14 protein-coding genes are annotated in these 14,273 nt (G+C 68.9%); 11 read left to right on the top strand and 3 right to left on the bottom strand.

Translation table 11 applies throughout. The features are described from left to right. Positions 1 to 66: 66 nt before the first annotated feature. Entirely contained in the window at positions 67 to 465 is a 399-nt protein-coding gene (locus ACFY0P_RS07315; RefSeq protein WP_388908301.1) for a winged helix-turn-helix transcriptional regulator, read from the top strand. A 142-nt stretch (positions 466 to 607) separates the two neighbouring features. Then, a complete protein-coding gene (locus ACFY0P_RS07310; RefSeq protein ID WP_388908850.1) occupies positions 608 to 1,273 on the top strand; it encodes a nitroreductase in 666 nt (221 codons plus the stop codon). Between the two features lie 37 nt (positions 1,274 to 1,310). Here ACFY0P_RS07310 and ACFY0P_RS07305 read toward each other — a convergent pair whose 3' ends face one another. The 3 genes from ACFY0P_RS07305 to ACFY0P_RS07295 are packed head-to-tail and all read right to left on the bottom strand — an operon-like array spanning position 1,311 to position 5,244. After that, positions 1,311 to 2,105, bottom strand: coding sequence for a ferritin-like domain-containing protein (locus ACFY0P_RS07305; RefSeq protein WP_388908299.1), 795 nt, complete (start codon positions 2,103 to 2,105; stop codon positions 1,311 to 1,313). After that, positions 2,105 to 4,420, bottom strand: a complete 2,316-nt coding sequence (locus ACFY0P_RS07300; RefSeq protein ID WP_388908297.1) for an HAD-IB family phosphatase — start codon at positions 4,418 to 4,420, stop codon at positions 2,105 to 2,107. The genes ACFY0P_RS07305 and ACFY0P_RS07300 overlap by 1 nt, the downstream gene beginning before the upstream one ends. Continuing rightward, positions 4,417 to 5,244, bottom strand: a complete 828-nt coding sequence (locus ACFY0P_RS07295; RefSeq protein ID WP_388908295.1) for a hypothetical protein — start codon at positions 5,242 to 5,244, stop codon at positions 4,417 to 4,419. Before ACFY0P_RS07295 ends, ACFY0P_RS07300 begins: the two co-directional genes overlap by 4 nt. Positions 5,245 to 5,558: 314 nt before the next feature. On the opposite strand from ACFY0P_RS07295, the gene ACFY0P_RS07290 reads away from it, so the two are divergent. The 9 genes from ACFY0P_RS07290 to ACFY0P_RS07250 all read left to right on the top strand — a co-directional run bounded on the left by ACFY0P_RS07290 (position 5,559) and on the right by ACFY0P_RS07250 (position 14,238). Beyond that, positions 5,559 to 6,350 carry an SDR family NAD(P)-dependent oxidoreductase gene (locus ACFY0P_RS07290; RefSeq protein ID WP_388908293.1) on the top strand — a complete coding sequence of 264 codons (792 nt, stop codon included), beginning with the start codon at positions 5,559 to 5,561 and terminating at the stop codon, positions 6,348 to 6,350. A gap of 39 nt (positions 6,351 to 6,389) precedes the next feature. Next, positions 6,390 to 7,127 (top strand): lysophospholipid acyltransferase family protein, encoded by a 738-nt coding sequence (locus tag ACFY0P_RS07285; protein ID WP_388908291.1) that lies wholly within the window; start codon positions 6,390 to 6,392, stop codon positions 7,125 to 7,127. Next, the gene (locus ACFY0P_RS07280) at positions 7,124 to 8,827 is read left to right on the top strand and encodes an FAD-binding oxidoreductase (RefSeq protein WP_388908289.1); all 1,704 of its coding nucleotides are present in this window, start codon (positions 7,124 to 7,126) and stop codon (positions 8,825 to 8,827) included. Before ACFY0P_RS07285 ends, ACFY0P_RS07280 begins: the two co-directional genes overlap by 4 nt. 76 nt (positions 8,828 to 8,903) lie before the next feature. After that, complete coding sequence (locus tag ACFY0P_RS07275) at positions 8,904 to 9,233, top strand: WhiB family transcriptional regulator (protein ID WP_388908288.1); 330 nt, start codon at positions 8,904 to 8,906, stop codon at positions 9,231 to 9,233. Positions 9,234 to 9,392: 159 nt separating this feature from the next. Further along, complete coding sequence (locus ACFY0P_RS07270) at positions 9,393 to 11,018, top strand: cytochrome bc complex cytochrome b subunit (RefSeq protein ID WP_388908286.1); 1,626 nt, start codon at positions 9,393 to 9,395, stop codon at positions 11,016 to 11,018. Positions 11,019 to 11,069: 51 nt separating this feature from the next. Beyond that, complete coding sequence (locus ACFY0P_RS07265; protein WP_388908284.1) at positions 11,070 to 11,720, top strand: HAD family hydrolase; 651 nt, start codon at positions 11,070 to 11,072, stop codon at positions 11,718 to 11,720. 178 nt (positions 11,721 to 11,898) lie between these two features. Further along, positions 11,899 to 12,309: a cupin domain-containing protein gene (locus tag ACFY0P_RS07260; protein WP_388908282.1), complete on the top strand. Its 411-nt coding sequence runs from the start codon at positions 11,899 to 11,901 to the stop codon at positions 12,307 to 12,309. A gap of 70 nt (positions 12,310 to 12,379) precedes the next feature. Next, on the top strand, positions 12,380 to 13,003 hold the full coding sequence (locus ACFY0P_RS07255; protein WP_388908280.1) for a DUF5134 domain-containing protein: 624 nt from the start codon (positions 12,380 to 12,382) through the stop codon (positions 13,001 to 13,003). A 29-nt stretch (positions 13,004 to 13,032) separates the two neighbouring features. Beyond that, positions 13,033 to 14,238, top strand: a complete 1,206-nt coding sequence (locus ACFY0P_RS07250; RefSeq protein ID WP_388908278.1) for an acyl-CoA dehydrogenase family protein — start codon at positions 13,033 to 13,035, stop codon at positions 14,236 to 14,238. The last annotated feature ends 35 nt before the right edge of the window (positions 14,239 to 14,273 follow it).

Raw genomic sequence — 14,273 nt, 5'->3', positions numbered from 1 at the left:
ACCACCGAATACAGCGCGAGTTGTCGCACCGCGACGGCTCGCGCCGTACCGGAACGGACACGCACCATGCCCACCCCACAAGACCCTCACCCGGCAGACCGAACCGAGCATCCGCGGTCCGCCGACACCTCTCCGGCCATCGCCCGGGCCTTCGCCCTGCTCAGCAACGACTGGAACGGCCTGATCCTCATGGCCTTGGCCAAAGGGCCGGCCGATTCCGCGCAGATTCGCGAGCGCGTCCCCGGCATCAGCAGCCGCATGCTCACCCAGCGGCTCCAGGAGCTGACCGCGATCGACCTGGTCACCCGGGATGTCCGGCCCGGGCTGTCGTCGCGGCCCCGTTACGCACTCTCTCCGCACGGCAACGCGTTCCTCGTCCCCCTGGCCGTTCTGTTCCTGTGGGCGGAAGATCACCTTCCTGCGAACAGCTCACCGGCCGACCGACCGGCCACGACTGGCCCCTGACAACTTCCCGTCCAGACGCGACCGCCATGGAAGGCGCGAGTCGGCGGGGCTACGATCCATGGTATTTCATGCATATTGTTACATTTCATAGTCTGCCGACCGGCAAGGGTGGCATGTAGGGCAGACGAGGAGCCTGGTGATCTTGGACGTCTACGAGGCGGTGACGAGCCGACGGGCCGTACGTGGATTCATCGACCGGCCCGTCCCGAGGGAGGTGCTCGAGCGGGTGCTCTCCGCCGCGGCCTGGGCGCCCTCCGGGTCGAACCTCCAGCCCTGGCATGTCTACGTGCTGACCGGTCGGCCGCTGGACGAACTCAAGGAGCTCGCCGGCTGGCGTGTGACCGCGCGCGATCCCTGGGACGAGCGCGAATACGAGATGTACCCGCCGACACTGAGGTCCCCCTACCGCGAGCGCCGATCCGCCTTCGGTGCGGAGCGCTACAGCTCACTGGGCATCGGGCGCGAGGACTGGGAGGCGCGCCAGAGGGCCGCTTCCGCGAACTGGGAGTGTTTCGGCGCACCGGCCGCCCTGTTCTGCTACATCGACCGCGGTCTGGGCCGGCCCCAGTGGTCCGACCTGGGCATGTACCTGCAGACGGTGATGCTGCTGCTCCGCGCCGAAGGCCTGCACACCTGCCCGCAGATGGCGTGGTCGGTCTACCGCAAGACCGTCGCGGAGGTCCTCTCGCCCCCCGAGGACCTCATCCTGTTCTGCGGTATGTCGATCGGATTCGAGGACACCGCAGTGCCCTACACCCGTACAGGCCGGGCACCGCTCGAACAGACGGTCACCTTCGTCGACGCATAGGTCCCGTACGAGAAGGTGACCCTCGGGCGTGGCAGTGTCAGGCAGCGATGCCGCGGCTGTCCATGGCGTCCTCGACTATGCGCAGCCCGTCCAGGCCCGGCAGCTTCGCGATGTGCGCGTCGATGTCGCGGATGAGTTTGCGGCCCTCGGAGCCCCCGAAGAGGTGGGTCATGACATGCGTGACCTCGGTCTCGGGCATGACGCCCGAGCCGACCGGCCCCCAGGCCCTTTCGAGCGCCAGGCGCGCGACCACGCGGGCCTTCTTGCTCGCCGCGAGCCGGTCGCGCGCCTGCGACGCGTAGAACGCGACATGCTTCGTCTCCTGCTGTGCGATCCGCTTGAGCAGCGGCAGCAGCACGGGGTGGCTCTCCAGCGCGGCCAGTCGGTGGTACGCCGCGGTCGCCGACCACTCGTTCGCCGCTCCCCACGCCATGTGCACGGCGACGAAGTCGTTTCCGACCAGCCGACCTATCACCGTCTGCTTCACCGTCCCCAGGCGGTCCCGCCAGCCGAGCTTCAGGCGGGTCGCCTTGAGCTCGTCGAAGTCGACTCGGAGGCCGTGGCGCTCCAGCACGGCCGCGAGGGCTTCGCCGTGCCAGAACTCCTCGCGGTTCCACATCGTCATGAAAGCGCCCACCGCCGGCTCGTCGTGAGACGGGGTCGTCAGCAGATCACGCAGATAGCACACCGTGTGGTACTCGATGTCACACATGTAGCGCAGTGTGCGCAGCGTCTCCTCGGGCAGCGGGTTGCGCTCGAACTCGTCGAAGTCGAGGTCGGCCCACTGCACGCCGCTGGAGTTCTTCGTGTACTTGTCCATGTCGAAGGCCATCAGTCGCTCTTCCCGTCGGTGCGCGTCGGATTCGTCGCCCGGGCCGCGACGACCTCGCGGCGCACACCCGAACCGCCGCTCTTCCAGCGGTGGATGTCCCAGTTCCTCCGGTGCGACTCGCGCGCCAGTTCCGCGTCGGGGTTGATCGCCGAGGGCTTGCCCAGCAGGGACAGCCACGGCAGGTCGGAGTGGCTGTCGCCGTAGCCGTAGGAGGCGGCGAGGTCGTAGCCGCCCTCCTCGGCGTACCGCAGAAGCCACGCGGCCCGCGCCTCGTCCACCAGCGGCGGCTTCGCCAGGTAGCCGGTGAGCACCCCGTCCCTCACGTGCATGGAGCTCCCGACGACCTCGTCGAACAGGTCGGCGAGCGGAGCGGCGAGAAGGCCGGCCGAGCCGGTGACCAGGACGGTGCGGTGACCTGCCGCGCGGTGCTCGCGGATACGCGCCAGGGCGTCCGCGCTCGTGTGCCGCAGCATCGTGTCGGCGTAGCCGCGCCGCACCACCTCTTCCAGGCGGGCGACGGGCATGCCGCGGTAGCGGCGCAGGAAGGCGCGGATGAACTCGCCGCGGTCGCGTCGCTCGGCGCGGAGGTAGCCGGGCAGCGAGACGAGCAGGTCCGCCACCTCCTTCGGCCAGGCCGCCTTCCGGAAGCCCGCGGTACGCACCCAGAGGTACTGCTCGACGATGTTGGAGTCGACGACGGTCCGTTCGAGGTCGAAGACGGCGAGTGCGTCGGTACGCCGCGGCAGTTCGCGTTTCGGACGGGCGTCCGTCGGCCGGACGGCCGCGGCCTTCCGGCGACGGTAGGCCGCCGTCAGCTCGTTGAGGGCGGGAAGGTGCACCTTCTGCAGGTACTCCTCCCAGTCGATCCGCTCCACATCGAAGCCACGGTCCTCACGCACCTCGGCCGGGAGAGCGTTGTTCAGCGCGCGGGCGTTGCGGTCGTCGAAGACGATCTCGGTCTGCGCGTACGCGCGGTAGAGGTCGATGAAGTTGCCGAGGGTGGCGATGCCGGCGCGCAGCTTGGCGTTGCCGGCCGCGAGTGCGCGCTTGCGCTCGTCGTTCGGCATCAGCCGCAGGGCGGCGTCCCACAGGTCTGCCTTCGCCTTCGCCAGCCGGAGGCCGCGGTTGAACCTGCGCTCGCCCGAGAACTTCCAGGCCGGCACTTCGACGAAGCCGTCGTCCTTCGGAATCGGGTGTTGCGTGTAGTAGTCGCGTACGTTCTCGTACATGCGGTGGAAGGGCAGCGGATTCGACGCGCCCGAGGCGATGTGGAAGTACCTCGGCTCGTCGGCGGGGGCCGGGTTGGCCGCCACGGCCAGGATGGCGTTGACGACGAAGTCGACGGGGATGACATCGAGGATCGAGTCGGGCAGCCCGGGGAAATCGGGCAGCTGGCCGCGGCCGTAGGCGAAGATCAGCGGATCGGCGACCTTGAAGCCGTCGATCCAGCCGGGGAACGGATGCCGGAGCGCGCTCTCGATGATCGCGGGCCTGACCACCGAGAGCCGGTGTCCGGCCTCACCCCAGAGGTCCTCCGCGGCACGTTCGGCGAGTGCCTTCGTCAGCGTGTAGACGTCGGTCCACCCCAGGCTCTGCGCGCGCCGCCGGCCGGCGGCGACGAGCTGGGAACGCACCCACTCGCGCCGCGCGTTCTCGCTCGCGCGGGCGGCCGCGATCGGGCCCTCCTTCCCGTGGTCGCCACGGGCGCGGGACATGAACCGCTCGAGCATCGCCGGTTCCCGCGAGGTGAGTTCGGTCTGCTCATGGGTCCGGGTCGCCAAGGTCCACTCGGTGTGCCAGAGGACATCGTGTTCGAGCCTGGCCTCGGGCACCACACCACGGCGGAGCCCTCCGACGTAACAGGTCGACACGTGGACGACGTGCGGGTCGGATCCGGAGGCGAGCAGGGCCTCGTAGAGGCCCACGGCGCCGTTGACGTTCGTGTCGAACGCCTCGTGGATGGGCGGGTCGAAGGAGACGGTCGACGCCGAGTGGATGACGACGTCGAGGTCGGCGGGCAGCTCGGGGACGCCGGTCATGCTGCCGTCGAGCACGGTGATCCGAGCCCGGACGACGCGCTCGGCCTCTTCGGCGCCCACGGTGTCCCGCCAGCGCCGGAAGACGGGTTTGCGCAGCAGCTGTCGGAGCCGGTCCTGCCCGGTCTGACTGCCCTTGCGGCGCACGAGGAGTGAGATTCGGGTGGCGGGGTGGTCGCTGAGCAGCCGCTCCAGCACGGCCTGCCCGACGAAGCCGGTGGCGCCGGTCAGCAGGACGTGCGCGTCGCCGAGTTCGGTGTTCGCGTGGTGCGGTGTCACGGAAGGAGCCTCGATTCCACGATGGATGCGACACCGGGACGGATGCCGGGGAGCGCGGCGACCATCCCGCGGATACGGCGTGCCTCGGCCCGTCCGCTCCGGTCGCCGAAGACATGACGTTCGAAGAAGGCGCGCTCGTGCCCGGAGCGGTCGACCGAGCCGAGCGGCCAGGCGGCGTGCCGGAGAGCACGGCAGGTGATGCGCTGGGCGCGGGCGGAGTCGCGTAGACGACGCTCGGCCTCCTCGGCGAGGAAGCGGATGTGACGGTTCTTGATCTCCACCACGGGGTTGATGATCGACGCCGTGGCGGAGGACACGCCGGCCAGGCGCCGGTAGGCCGCCTGCGTGATCCATTCGTCCACGAGGCCCGTCGTCACATGTTCGGCGACGATCTGCGTACCGGTGATGCCGGCGACGAGAGAGCGACGGATCGGGCCACGGCGTGCGCGGCGCTCCGCAGGTACCCGCCGTGCCGGACCGGCGCTCGAAGGCAGGTCGCGGGCGGCGGGAGAGGCATCGAGGACGGCGTCGAGGGCGTCGGCTGTCCAGAACCTCTCGAACATCCACGTGGTGAGGAACGCGGTCACCCGGGCGTCCTTGTGCGTCGCCGTGACGAGTAGGTCGCGCACGCGGTGCAGCGTCGTACGTTCCATGTCGCGCAGCGCGCGCACGAGCCGGACGGATTCGGCGTCGAGCGGCTCTTCGGCGAGCGACCCGAGGTCGAGCGTCCCACGGTGGCTGCCATGTGCCGTACGGGCGAACTCACGCACGTCGAAGCCCGCTGTCTCGGGTGGCACGGTGGTCGTCTCGTTGTTCGGGTTCATGCACGGGCTTTCTGGGCGGGAGCGGGGAAACACTGCGGAAGCCCCGAAGCCTGCGGGAAGCCGTCGGGGACCGTCACCTGAGACCGGGCAACCGACACATGTGTGACACCGCCCGCCTGCGTCGTGTGCGGAAGCTCGTGTCACAAGACGCAGGCGTGTCCGGTCTATCGCGATGACCCCGGAAACGAAAGGTGTGACAGGCGCGTGGACTCAGCCATCTGCCGTTGTACGAGGCAAGTCACCCGGTGCGGCTGTCGGAGCCGGTCGTCGGCCGAGCGGGGATCTCGGATGTCGGGTAGAGGGCGGGTGAGACCGTGCTGAGCCGTACGCGGGTCGCCCTTGTCACCGGTGCCACCTCCGGGATCGGGGCGGCGTTCGCGCGCGCCCTGGCGGACCGCGGCTGGGACCTGGTCCTGGTGGCGCGCGACAGGGAGCGGCTGGGCCGGATGGCCGCCGAGCTCGAATCCCGGGGCCGTGCCGTCGAGGTGCTGCCCGCCGACCTGTCCGATCGTGCCGACGTCGAACGTGTCGCCGCCCGGCTGGCGGACGCCGCCCGTCCGGTGGACATGCTCGTGAACAACGCCGGTTTCGGCGTGCACGCACCGATGACCTCGGCCGACACCGCTCCGCACGACCGGGCGATCGAGGTCATGGGGCGTGCGGTGCTGGTGCTCGCCGGCGCCGCCGGGCGGGCCATGCGTGAACGCGGGCACGGTGCGGTCGTCAATGTGTCGAGCACGGCCGGGTTCGTCACGATGGGAAGTTATTCGGCGGTCAAGGCCTTCGTGACCTCGCTCTCGGAGGGACTGGCTAACGAGCTCCACGGAACGGGCGTCACCGTGACGGCACTCTGCCCGGGCTGGGTCCGCACCGAATTCCACACGCGGGCCGGAATGCGCTCGTCGAGCATTCCGGACTTCCTCTGGCTCGACGCCCGGCGAGTCGTCGAGACGACTCTGCGCGACGTCCGCCGCGGACGGGTGATCTCCGTGCCGAGCTTCCGGTACCGGTTGCTCATCTGGTTCACACGTCATCTGCCACGCCACACGGTGCGGTGGATCTCGCGACGGATCTCGTCCAGCCGCAACGACAGCCTCACTCACTGAAGGAATCAGTGCGGGCGAACCCGCACGGGAAGGAAGCGGATGCCTGCGGCGATACGCGACCGTTTCACCTCGCGCTCACACGCTGCGGCGCGTTTCATCGCACAGCGGGGGCTGCTGAAGCCCCTCGTCTGGAGCGTGACCAGCGTCACGGTGCTCGGGCGCGAGCGGTTGGCGAACGTCGAGGACTCGTATGTCGTCGTCGCCAATCACACCTCGCATCTGGACACGCCACTCATCATGGGCGCGCTGCCGCGCCGGCTGGCGCGCTACCTCGCGGTGGGAGCCGCCGCTGACTACTTCTTCGACGTGTGGCGGCGGCGCGGCCTGACGGCCCTCTTCTTCAACGCCTTCCCGGTCGACCGCACCGGAGCGAACGCGCGCGGAGTGAGCACCCGCGCCGTGAGCGCCAAGGCACTGCTGAACCGGGGAGTGCCGCTCCTGATCTTTCCGGAGGGGACCCGATCGCGCGACGGTTCGCTCGGAACGTTCAAGCCGGGGGCGGCGGCACTCGCCTCGTCGGCCGAGGTGCCGGTGCTCCCCGTCGCCGTCATCGGCGCGCATGCGGCGCATCCTCGCGGATCGAACTGGCCGAAGCCCGGCCGACTGCCGGTCGGGGTCGTCTTCGGCGAACCGCTCACCACTTTCCCCGGGGAGTTGAGGAGCGAGTTCACCGAACGTATCCGCTCGGCGATCCTCACCCTCACCGAGGAGAACTCCGAACGCATCCTCGGCGTGAGTGCGACCTCACGTCGTATTCCCGAAGGAGACCGCTCGTGACCGAACCTGTCGGCCGCACCGACGCGACGCGCACCGCTGATGTGAAACACATGAAGTGGTGGGGCTGGGGCGTGGAAGGTGTCGGCTTCCGACACGAGGACAAGCCTGGTTTCGCGCCGTTCGTACAGCGGGCCATCGGCCTCGATCTCCAGGCGGGCGAACACACCACCGAAGGTCCCGACTTCGCGCAGTCGAAGGTGCCGCCCTCGACGGCGCCGGAGGGATTCGTCACGCTGCTGACGGACATCGTCGGAGCCGGGAACGCCGTCGTGGACGACCTGTCCCGCGTCGTCCACACCTACGGCAAGAGCCTGCGTGACCTGGTCCGCATCCGGGCCGGCGAGATGGGGCGCAGTCCCGATGTGGTCGTCTACCCGGCCGACGAGGCGGAGGTGCGGAGGGTCGTCGACGCGGCCGTCGAAGCGGACGCCGTGATCATTCCCTTCGGGGGCGGCAGCAATATCGCGGGCAGCCTGGAGCCGCACGTGGACGAGGACCGGGTGGTCGTCTCGCTCGACCTCGGCCGCCTCGACCGGGTGCTGGAGATCGACCCCGACTCCGGCCTGGCACGGGTGCAGGCCGGGGCGCAGGGGCCTGGTCTCGAGGCCCGACTCAACCAGGAGGGCTGGACGATGGGGCACTTCCCCGACTCGTTCAGCCACTCGACGCTGGGCGGGTGGGTCGCCACGCGCTCGTCCGGCATGCAGTCGGACAAGTACGGCGACATAGCGGACATCGTCAAGGGGCTGCGTGTCGTGCGGGCCGGTGGGGTCCTCGTGATCCGTGCCGTGCCGAGCGCGTCGACCGGGCCGAGCGTCCGGGAGATGGTGCTGGGCTCCGAGGGGCGGCTCGGCGTCATCACCGAGGTCACGGTGCAGGTGCACCGGCTCCCCGCGAAGCGGGCGATCCACGCCTACTTCTTCAGGAATCTCGACCACGGCCTCGCGGCGATGCAGGAGATCGCCGAGAGCGACGTGTCGCCCTCGGTCACCCGAGTCTCGGACGCGCACGAGACGGGCTTCTCCCTGGCGACGAGCAAGGAGTCGAGGGGCATTCGGAAGACGGCACAGGCCGGCCTCATGGCGTACCTCAGGCGGCGTGGCTGGAACCTGGACGAGATGTGCCTCTCCTTCATCGGCTTCGAGGGCGACAAGGCACACGTGAAACGCCAGAAGTCGATCGTCGACCGGATCGTGCGCAGGCATCACGGCATCGGCGTCGGCAGGGGACCCGGTGCGCTCTACGACCAGAAGAAGTTCGACACGCCCTACATCCGCGACTTCCTGCTCGACCGCGGTGCCGCCGGCGACGTGAGCGAGACCGCCGGCCCGTGGTCGAAGCTCCGCGGCATCCACGCGGCGGTCTACGAGGCGGCCGACCTCGCCTACGAGGACATCGGCCGCACCGGCTGGACCATGTCGCACATGTCGCACTCCTATCACTCCGGAGCCTGCCTCTACTTCACGTTCGCCTTCGTCTTCGGTGACGACCCGCTCGGCGAGTACGACACCGTCAAGCGCGCGATCCAGCAGGCGTTCGTCGACGCCGGCGGCACGATCTCGCACCACCACGGGGTGGGCCTGGAGCACGCGCCCTGGCTGGAGGAGGACATCTCCCCCCAGGGGGTCGCGATCATGTCGGGCCTCTTCGGCGCCGCCGACCCGGGCGGCAACTTCAACCCCCGAAAGATCGTGGTCTGAGCGGGTGCGCGCCGCCTTGTCACACACCGGCCAGGTGTCCCGTCTCAGATGACAACCCCTGGAGGTTTTCTCTGTCATGGCTACAGCACAACGCGACCACACAGCGCACTGGCGTGAACGAGGAGCCTGCCTGCGCGTCGACCCCGATCTGTTCTTCCCCATAGGCACCGGCGGCCTGACGCAGGTTCAGGTCACCGAGGCCAAGGCCGTCTGCCGTCGGTGCCCGGTCATCGAGCAGTGCCTCGGCTGGGCCATGCGGGTCGGGCAGGTGGAGGGCATCTGGGGTGGGACGACGGAGGGCGAGCGCCGCCTGATGAGGCTGCGCGACGACGCTGACGGCCACCTCGGGGCCTGGCGTGTCACATCCACGCGTCCTGCTCGGTCATATGGGTGGAAGCAGTCATGAGCCTGCTCGCCCAGGGAGTGCAGATCGGGCGCCCGCTGACTCGGTTCTGCCCACGACAAGCGACTGACCTGCCGTATCCGTTCCCTGTCCGGCTGCAAGACGGGCTCATGGCATCGAGAGGGCCCCTTTTCGGGCCGGGTGAGGAATGGTTGCCGGGGCATGGATGATCCGAGCCAGAAGGAAGAAGTGGCCGAAGGAGGCGGCGGGGAGCGCATCGCCCGCTGGGCGGACGGACGCCTGGGCCCGTACAGCCTGCTGCGGGCCAGAGCACGCAAGGCTTTCCCCGACCACTGGTCCTTCTTGTTGGGGGAGATCTGTCTCTACAGTTTCGTCGTCATTGTCGTGACCGGGGTCTATCTGAGCCTGTACTTCCATCCGTCGATGAAAGAGGTGCAGTACAACGGCAGTTACCTGCCGTTGCGGGGGCAGACGGTGTCGGAGGCGTACAACTCCACCCTGCACGTCTCCTTCGACGTCCGGGGCGGCCTGTTGATCCGGCAGGCGCATCACTGGGCGGCCCTGGTGTTCATCGGGGCCATGCTCATCCACATGCTGCGCGTGTTCTTCACCGGGGCCTTCCGCAAACCCCGTGAATTCCAGTGGCTGTTCGGCTTCCTGCTGCTGGTCCTCGGAATGTTCGCAGGACTGACCGGATACGACCTGCCGGACGACCTTCTTTCCGGCACCGGGCTCGCCGTCGTGAACGGGACGATCCTTTCCATACCCGTCGCCGGAACCTACCTTTCGATGTTTCTCTTCGGAGGCGGGTTCCCGGGCGGTGAACTGGTGGCGCGCTTCAACGCGATCCATGTCCTGGTCATCCCGGCCCTCATGGTGGGACTGCTCGTGGCCCATCTGATCCTGCTGCTCCGCCACCGGCACACGCAGTATCCGGGCCCGGGCCGGAGCAACAGGAACCTGGTGGGCCTGCCGCCCAAGGTGCGGGCGGTGAAGTCCGTGGGTGTCTTCTTCCTGGTCGGCGGTGTCATCTTCGCGATCGCGGCCCTCGCGCAGATCAATCCCATCTGGCTGTACGGCCCCTACCGCGTCGACCAGGTCTCGGCCGGCTCGCAGCCCGACTGGTACATGGGCGTGGCGGACGGACTGCTGCGCGTCATGCCGGGCTGGGAGATCGCCCTGTGGGGCCACACCCTGGCCTTGGACAACCTGATTCCGCTGGTGGCGGGCGTCGGCTTCTTCCTGGCCATGGGCGCATATCCGTTCGTCGAGTCCTGGGTGACCGGGGACGATCGTGAGCAGCACCTTCTCGACAGACCGCGCAACCGCCCCGTGCGCACGGCACTCGGTGTCGCCTGGATCGGCTTCTATCTGGTGTCGCTCATCGGCGCCGCGAACGACATCATCGCCACCCGGTTCCACCTCTCGGTCGAATCAGTCACGTGGGCGGTCCGCATCGGCCTGTTCGTCGTGCCCGTCGCGGCCTACGCCGTGGCGAAGCGGTGGGCCCTCGGTCTGCAACTCAGGGATCGCGACAAGGTGCTGCACGGTCGCGAGACGGGCGTCGTCAAGCGCCTGCCGCACGGCGAGTTCGTCGAGGTGCACGAGCCTCTCGGCCAGGCGGAGCTCCACCTCCTGACACAGCATGAGCAGTACACACCGATCGCCCCCCGCGCGAGCGGCGACACGGGCGACCGGGGTGCCGGCGCCCGCCTCGCCCGGCGCCTGCGGATCGGGGTCAGCCGTGCCCTCTACGGCGACGGCTCGCAGATCCCCAAGCCGACCTTGCCGGAGTACCGGGAGATCACCGACAAGCACCGTGCGTGACAGTGCGGCCCGGGTCCCGGCAGACGGTGCGGGAGAGAGGTTCGGAGAACTGTGCCGAGAACATGTCTCATAGTGGACTTCGGCGGTGTGCTCACGACATCGCTCGACGATGCGGTGCGCGGCTTCGAAGCCCGCGAGGGCCTGCCCGAGGGGGCGGTGGAGCACGGCTGGTACCGGAATCCGGCGATGGTCGCGCTCACTCACGACCTCGAACGCGGCAGGGCCACTCAGTCCGACTGGAACCTGCGCATGGGCCGGGCGCTGGGCATCGACAGCACCGACCTGCTGGGCCGGATCTTCGCGGACTCCCGTCTCGACGATTCCATGGTGGCGGTGCTGGCCCGGGCCCGCGCCTGCGGCCTGAAGACGGGTCTGCTGTCCAACAGCATGGGCTTGGCGCCGTGGAACATGTACCGGGGCTTCGACATCGACACGGCCTTCGACGCGGCGTTCGTCTCCGGGCGGCACGGACTGCGCAAACCGGACCCGGCTGCGTATCGGCTGCTCCTCACGATGCTCGAAGTGCCCGGCGGGGACTGCGTCTTCGTCGACGACAACGCGGAGAACCTGCCGCCCGCCGAGGCCCTGGGAATGGCCACTGTTCTGCATCGCAGCGCAGAGCACTCCACGACGCGGCTCGGGGAACTGCTGGGCGTCGCCCTCGCACCAGAGCCCGGTCCGGCGTTCGCGCCGGTGTTGTGACATCGCGGCGCAGCCTGCTGTGTCACGGATTCACCGTGCGTCCGGTCATCACTGCGGGACGTGCGTGGGACCAGGACGTGGGAACACCCGGCCGGTCGGCGGCATGTCTGTCCGGAGATGTTCCGGTCGCGCGGTATATCCGGCCCAGGACGCAGTGGATCTACGGAGGTGCAACACGATGCCGGAGAAGTCGGAAGGCTGGAAGACGGCGGTGACGGTGCTTCAGGACGCCGCACCACTCGCCATTCCCGAGGGTGCGTCGGCGATGACCATTCAGGTCGAGTGGGAGCCCGGCGACCCGGGAACGCCGCCGCACCGCCACTCGGGACCGGCCTTCGGGTACGTCATCGAGGGAGCGGTCCGTTTCGAGCTGGAGGGCAAGCCCGAGCGCGTCGTCGAAGCCGGTGGGACGTTCTGGGAGCCGGGTGGTGATGTGATCCATTACCAGGACGGCAACGCGCTGACGCATGCGCGGACCCGGTTCGTCGTGACCATGATGTGCGCGCCGGGCAGGCCGATGCTCGAACTCGTCGGTGAGAAGGAACTGGCCGAACGGGCCCATCTGCGCGCCCCGCGTCCCACCGGCTGACCACCCGCCCGCTCACACAAGCCAGTTCCGACACGGATCCCGACGGCTCCGTGGGAGGGTGCGACTCGGCATGAGTGCCACTGACGTTGTCCACTACATGCTGACCGCCTTGTTCGCGGCGGCCGCTGTCCGAGCGCTCCGGCAGAGTGTCGTGGCCCGGACCGGTGGCTGCCGCAGCCGCGTCGACCATCTGCTGCACGCCGCCATGGCGCTGACCATGGCAGTGATGCCGTGGAGCTGGGGCGGCGCCCTGCCCGCGCTGCCGCAGTCGGTCTTCTTCGCCGCCGCCGCACTGTGGTTCCCGCTGACCGCCGTCAGGAACGGCCAGGAGGGACAGCTGTCGGCAACGGTGCGGAGACTGCCCTACGCGGTGGGCATGGCGGCGATGACCTGGATGTCGTACCGCGCGGCGGGGCATGGGCACCGGACCATGGCCGACGGCGTTCCGACGGCATACCAGGCCATGCAGGTCAGCCACTCCATGGGCGAGTCGAGGGCCGGCAGCGTCGTCACCGGAGTGTTGGCGCTGTACCTGCTCACCTGTGCTCTGCAGGCGCTGACCCGCGACATGCCCGCGCTGCGCGCAACCACCGGCACGGTGGCCGACTCGACCAGCCTGAGCGGTGTGTGCCACCGCTTCTGGGACGGAGCGACGGCCATGGGAACGCTGGTCATGCTTCTGATGCCCCATTGACCGAAACGAAGACCTTCCAGGAGAACGACATGACCACCACTCCCCCTGCGCTGTCGGACGACCTGCTCGCCGCCGACTTCTACCGCTACGAGGCGCTTCTCCCGGACGAGGAACGCACGATACTGCGCAAGGCCCGCGCCTTCCTGCGTGACGAGGTGAAGCCGTTGGTCAACGGGTACTGGGACAGGGGCGAGTTCCCCGTGGAACTGATCGAGAGGTTCCGCGGGAGCGGCCTGACCGCCCTGTCGTACGAGGGTTACGGTGACCACCAGCCCGCCGCCAGCCATCTGCTCGGCGGCATGCTCGCGATGGAGATGAGTCGCGTCGACGCCTCGGTCGCCACCTTCTTCGGTGTCCACAACGGCCTCAGCTTCTACTCCATCCTCACCGGTGGCGACCAGGAGCAGCGCGAGAGATGGCTGCCCGCCATGGCCTCGATGGAGAAGATCGGCGCCTTCGCCATGACCGAACCGCTGGGTGGCTCCGACGTCTCCGGCGGCATGCGCACCACCGCCGAGCGCCGGGGCGGCACTTGGGTGCTCAACGGCACGAAGAGGTGGATCGGCAACGCCACCTTCGCCGACCACGTCGTGGTGTGGGCGCGGGACGTGGACGACAACCAGGTCAAGGGCTTCGTCGTCGAGAAGGGCACCCCCGGGTTCGTGCCGGTGAAGATCGAGGGCAAGATCGCGCTCCGGATCGTGGAGAACGCCGAGATCACCCTGACCGACGTACGGGTCCCGGAGGCCGACCGCCTCCAGAACATCAACTCCTTCAGGGACGTCGCGGAGATCCTGCGCTTCACCCGCAGCGGTGTCGCCTGGCAGGCTCTGGGCGTCATGATCGGCGCCTACGAGCTCGCACTCGGCTACGCCAAGGAGCGGCGGCAGTTCGGGCGTCCGATCGCCGGATTCCAGTTGGTGCAGGACCTGCTGGTGAAGAGCCTGGGCGACATCACCGCGTCCTGGGGCATGCTGGTGCAGCTCGCCCGGCTGCAGGACCAGGGCATCTTCCGCGACGACCACTCGGCGCTGGCCAAGGGGTTCACCACGTCCCGGATGCGCGAGGTCGTCGCGGCCGGCCGGGAGATCTTCGGCGGCAACGGCATCGTCCTCGACTACGACGTCGCACGATTCTTCGCCGACGCCGAGGCCCTCTACTCCTACGAGGGCACCCGTCAGATGCAGACCCTCATCGTCGGCAAGTCCATAACCGGGCAGAGCGCCTTCGTCTGAGGTGCGGCCTTCGGCGCCGCAGCCCGCGCCTCCGG

Source organism: Streptomyces sp. NPDC001714 (assembly GCF_042892755.1).
Classification (GTDB): Bacteria; Actinomycetota; Actinomycetes; order Streptomycetales; family Streptomycetaceae; genus Streptomyces.
Note: the sequence above shows the minus strand (reverse complement) of the source record. Positions and strands in the feature narration are given on the sequence as shown.

Coding starts and splice junctions, on each gene's coding strand:
- ACFY0P_RS07255 (WP_388908280.1), top strand. CDS start 12,380: ATGAGTGCCACTGACGTTGTCCACTACATGCTGACCGCCTTGTTCGCG.
- ACFY0P_RS07270 (WP_388908286.1), top strand. CDS start 9,393: ATGGATGATCCGAGCCAGAAGGAAGAAGTGGCCGAAGGAGGCGGCGGG.
- ACFY0P_RS07305 (WP_388908299.1), bottom strand. CDS start 2,105: ATGGCCTTCGACATGGACAAGTACACGAAGAACTCCAGCGGCGTGCAG.
- ACFY0P_RS07285 (WP_388908291.1), top strand. CDS start 6,390: ATGCCTGCGGCGATACGCGACCGTTTCACCTCGCGCTCACACGCTGCG.
- ACFY0P_RS07315 (WP_388908301.1), top strand. CDS start 67: ATGCCCACCCCACAAGACCCTCACCCGGCAGACCGAACCGAGCATCCG.
- ACFY0P_RS07250 (WP_388908278.1), top strand. CDS start 13,033: ATGACCACCACTCCCCCTGCGCTGTCGGACGACCTGCTCGCCGCCGAC.
- ACFY0P_RS07275 (WP_388908288.1), top strand. CDS start 8,904: ATGGCTACAGCACAACGCGACCACACAGCGCACTGGCGTGAACGAGGA.
- ACFY0P_RS07260 (WP_388908282.1), top strand. CDS start 11,899: ATGCCGGAGAAGTCGGAAGGCTGGAAGACGGCGGTGACGGTGCTTCAG.
- ACFY0P_RS07295 (WP_388908295.1), bottom strand. CDS start 5,244: ATGAACCCGAACAACGAGACGACCACCGTGCCACCCGAGACAGCGGGC.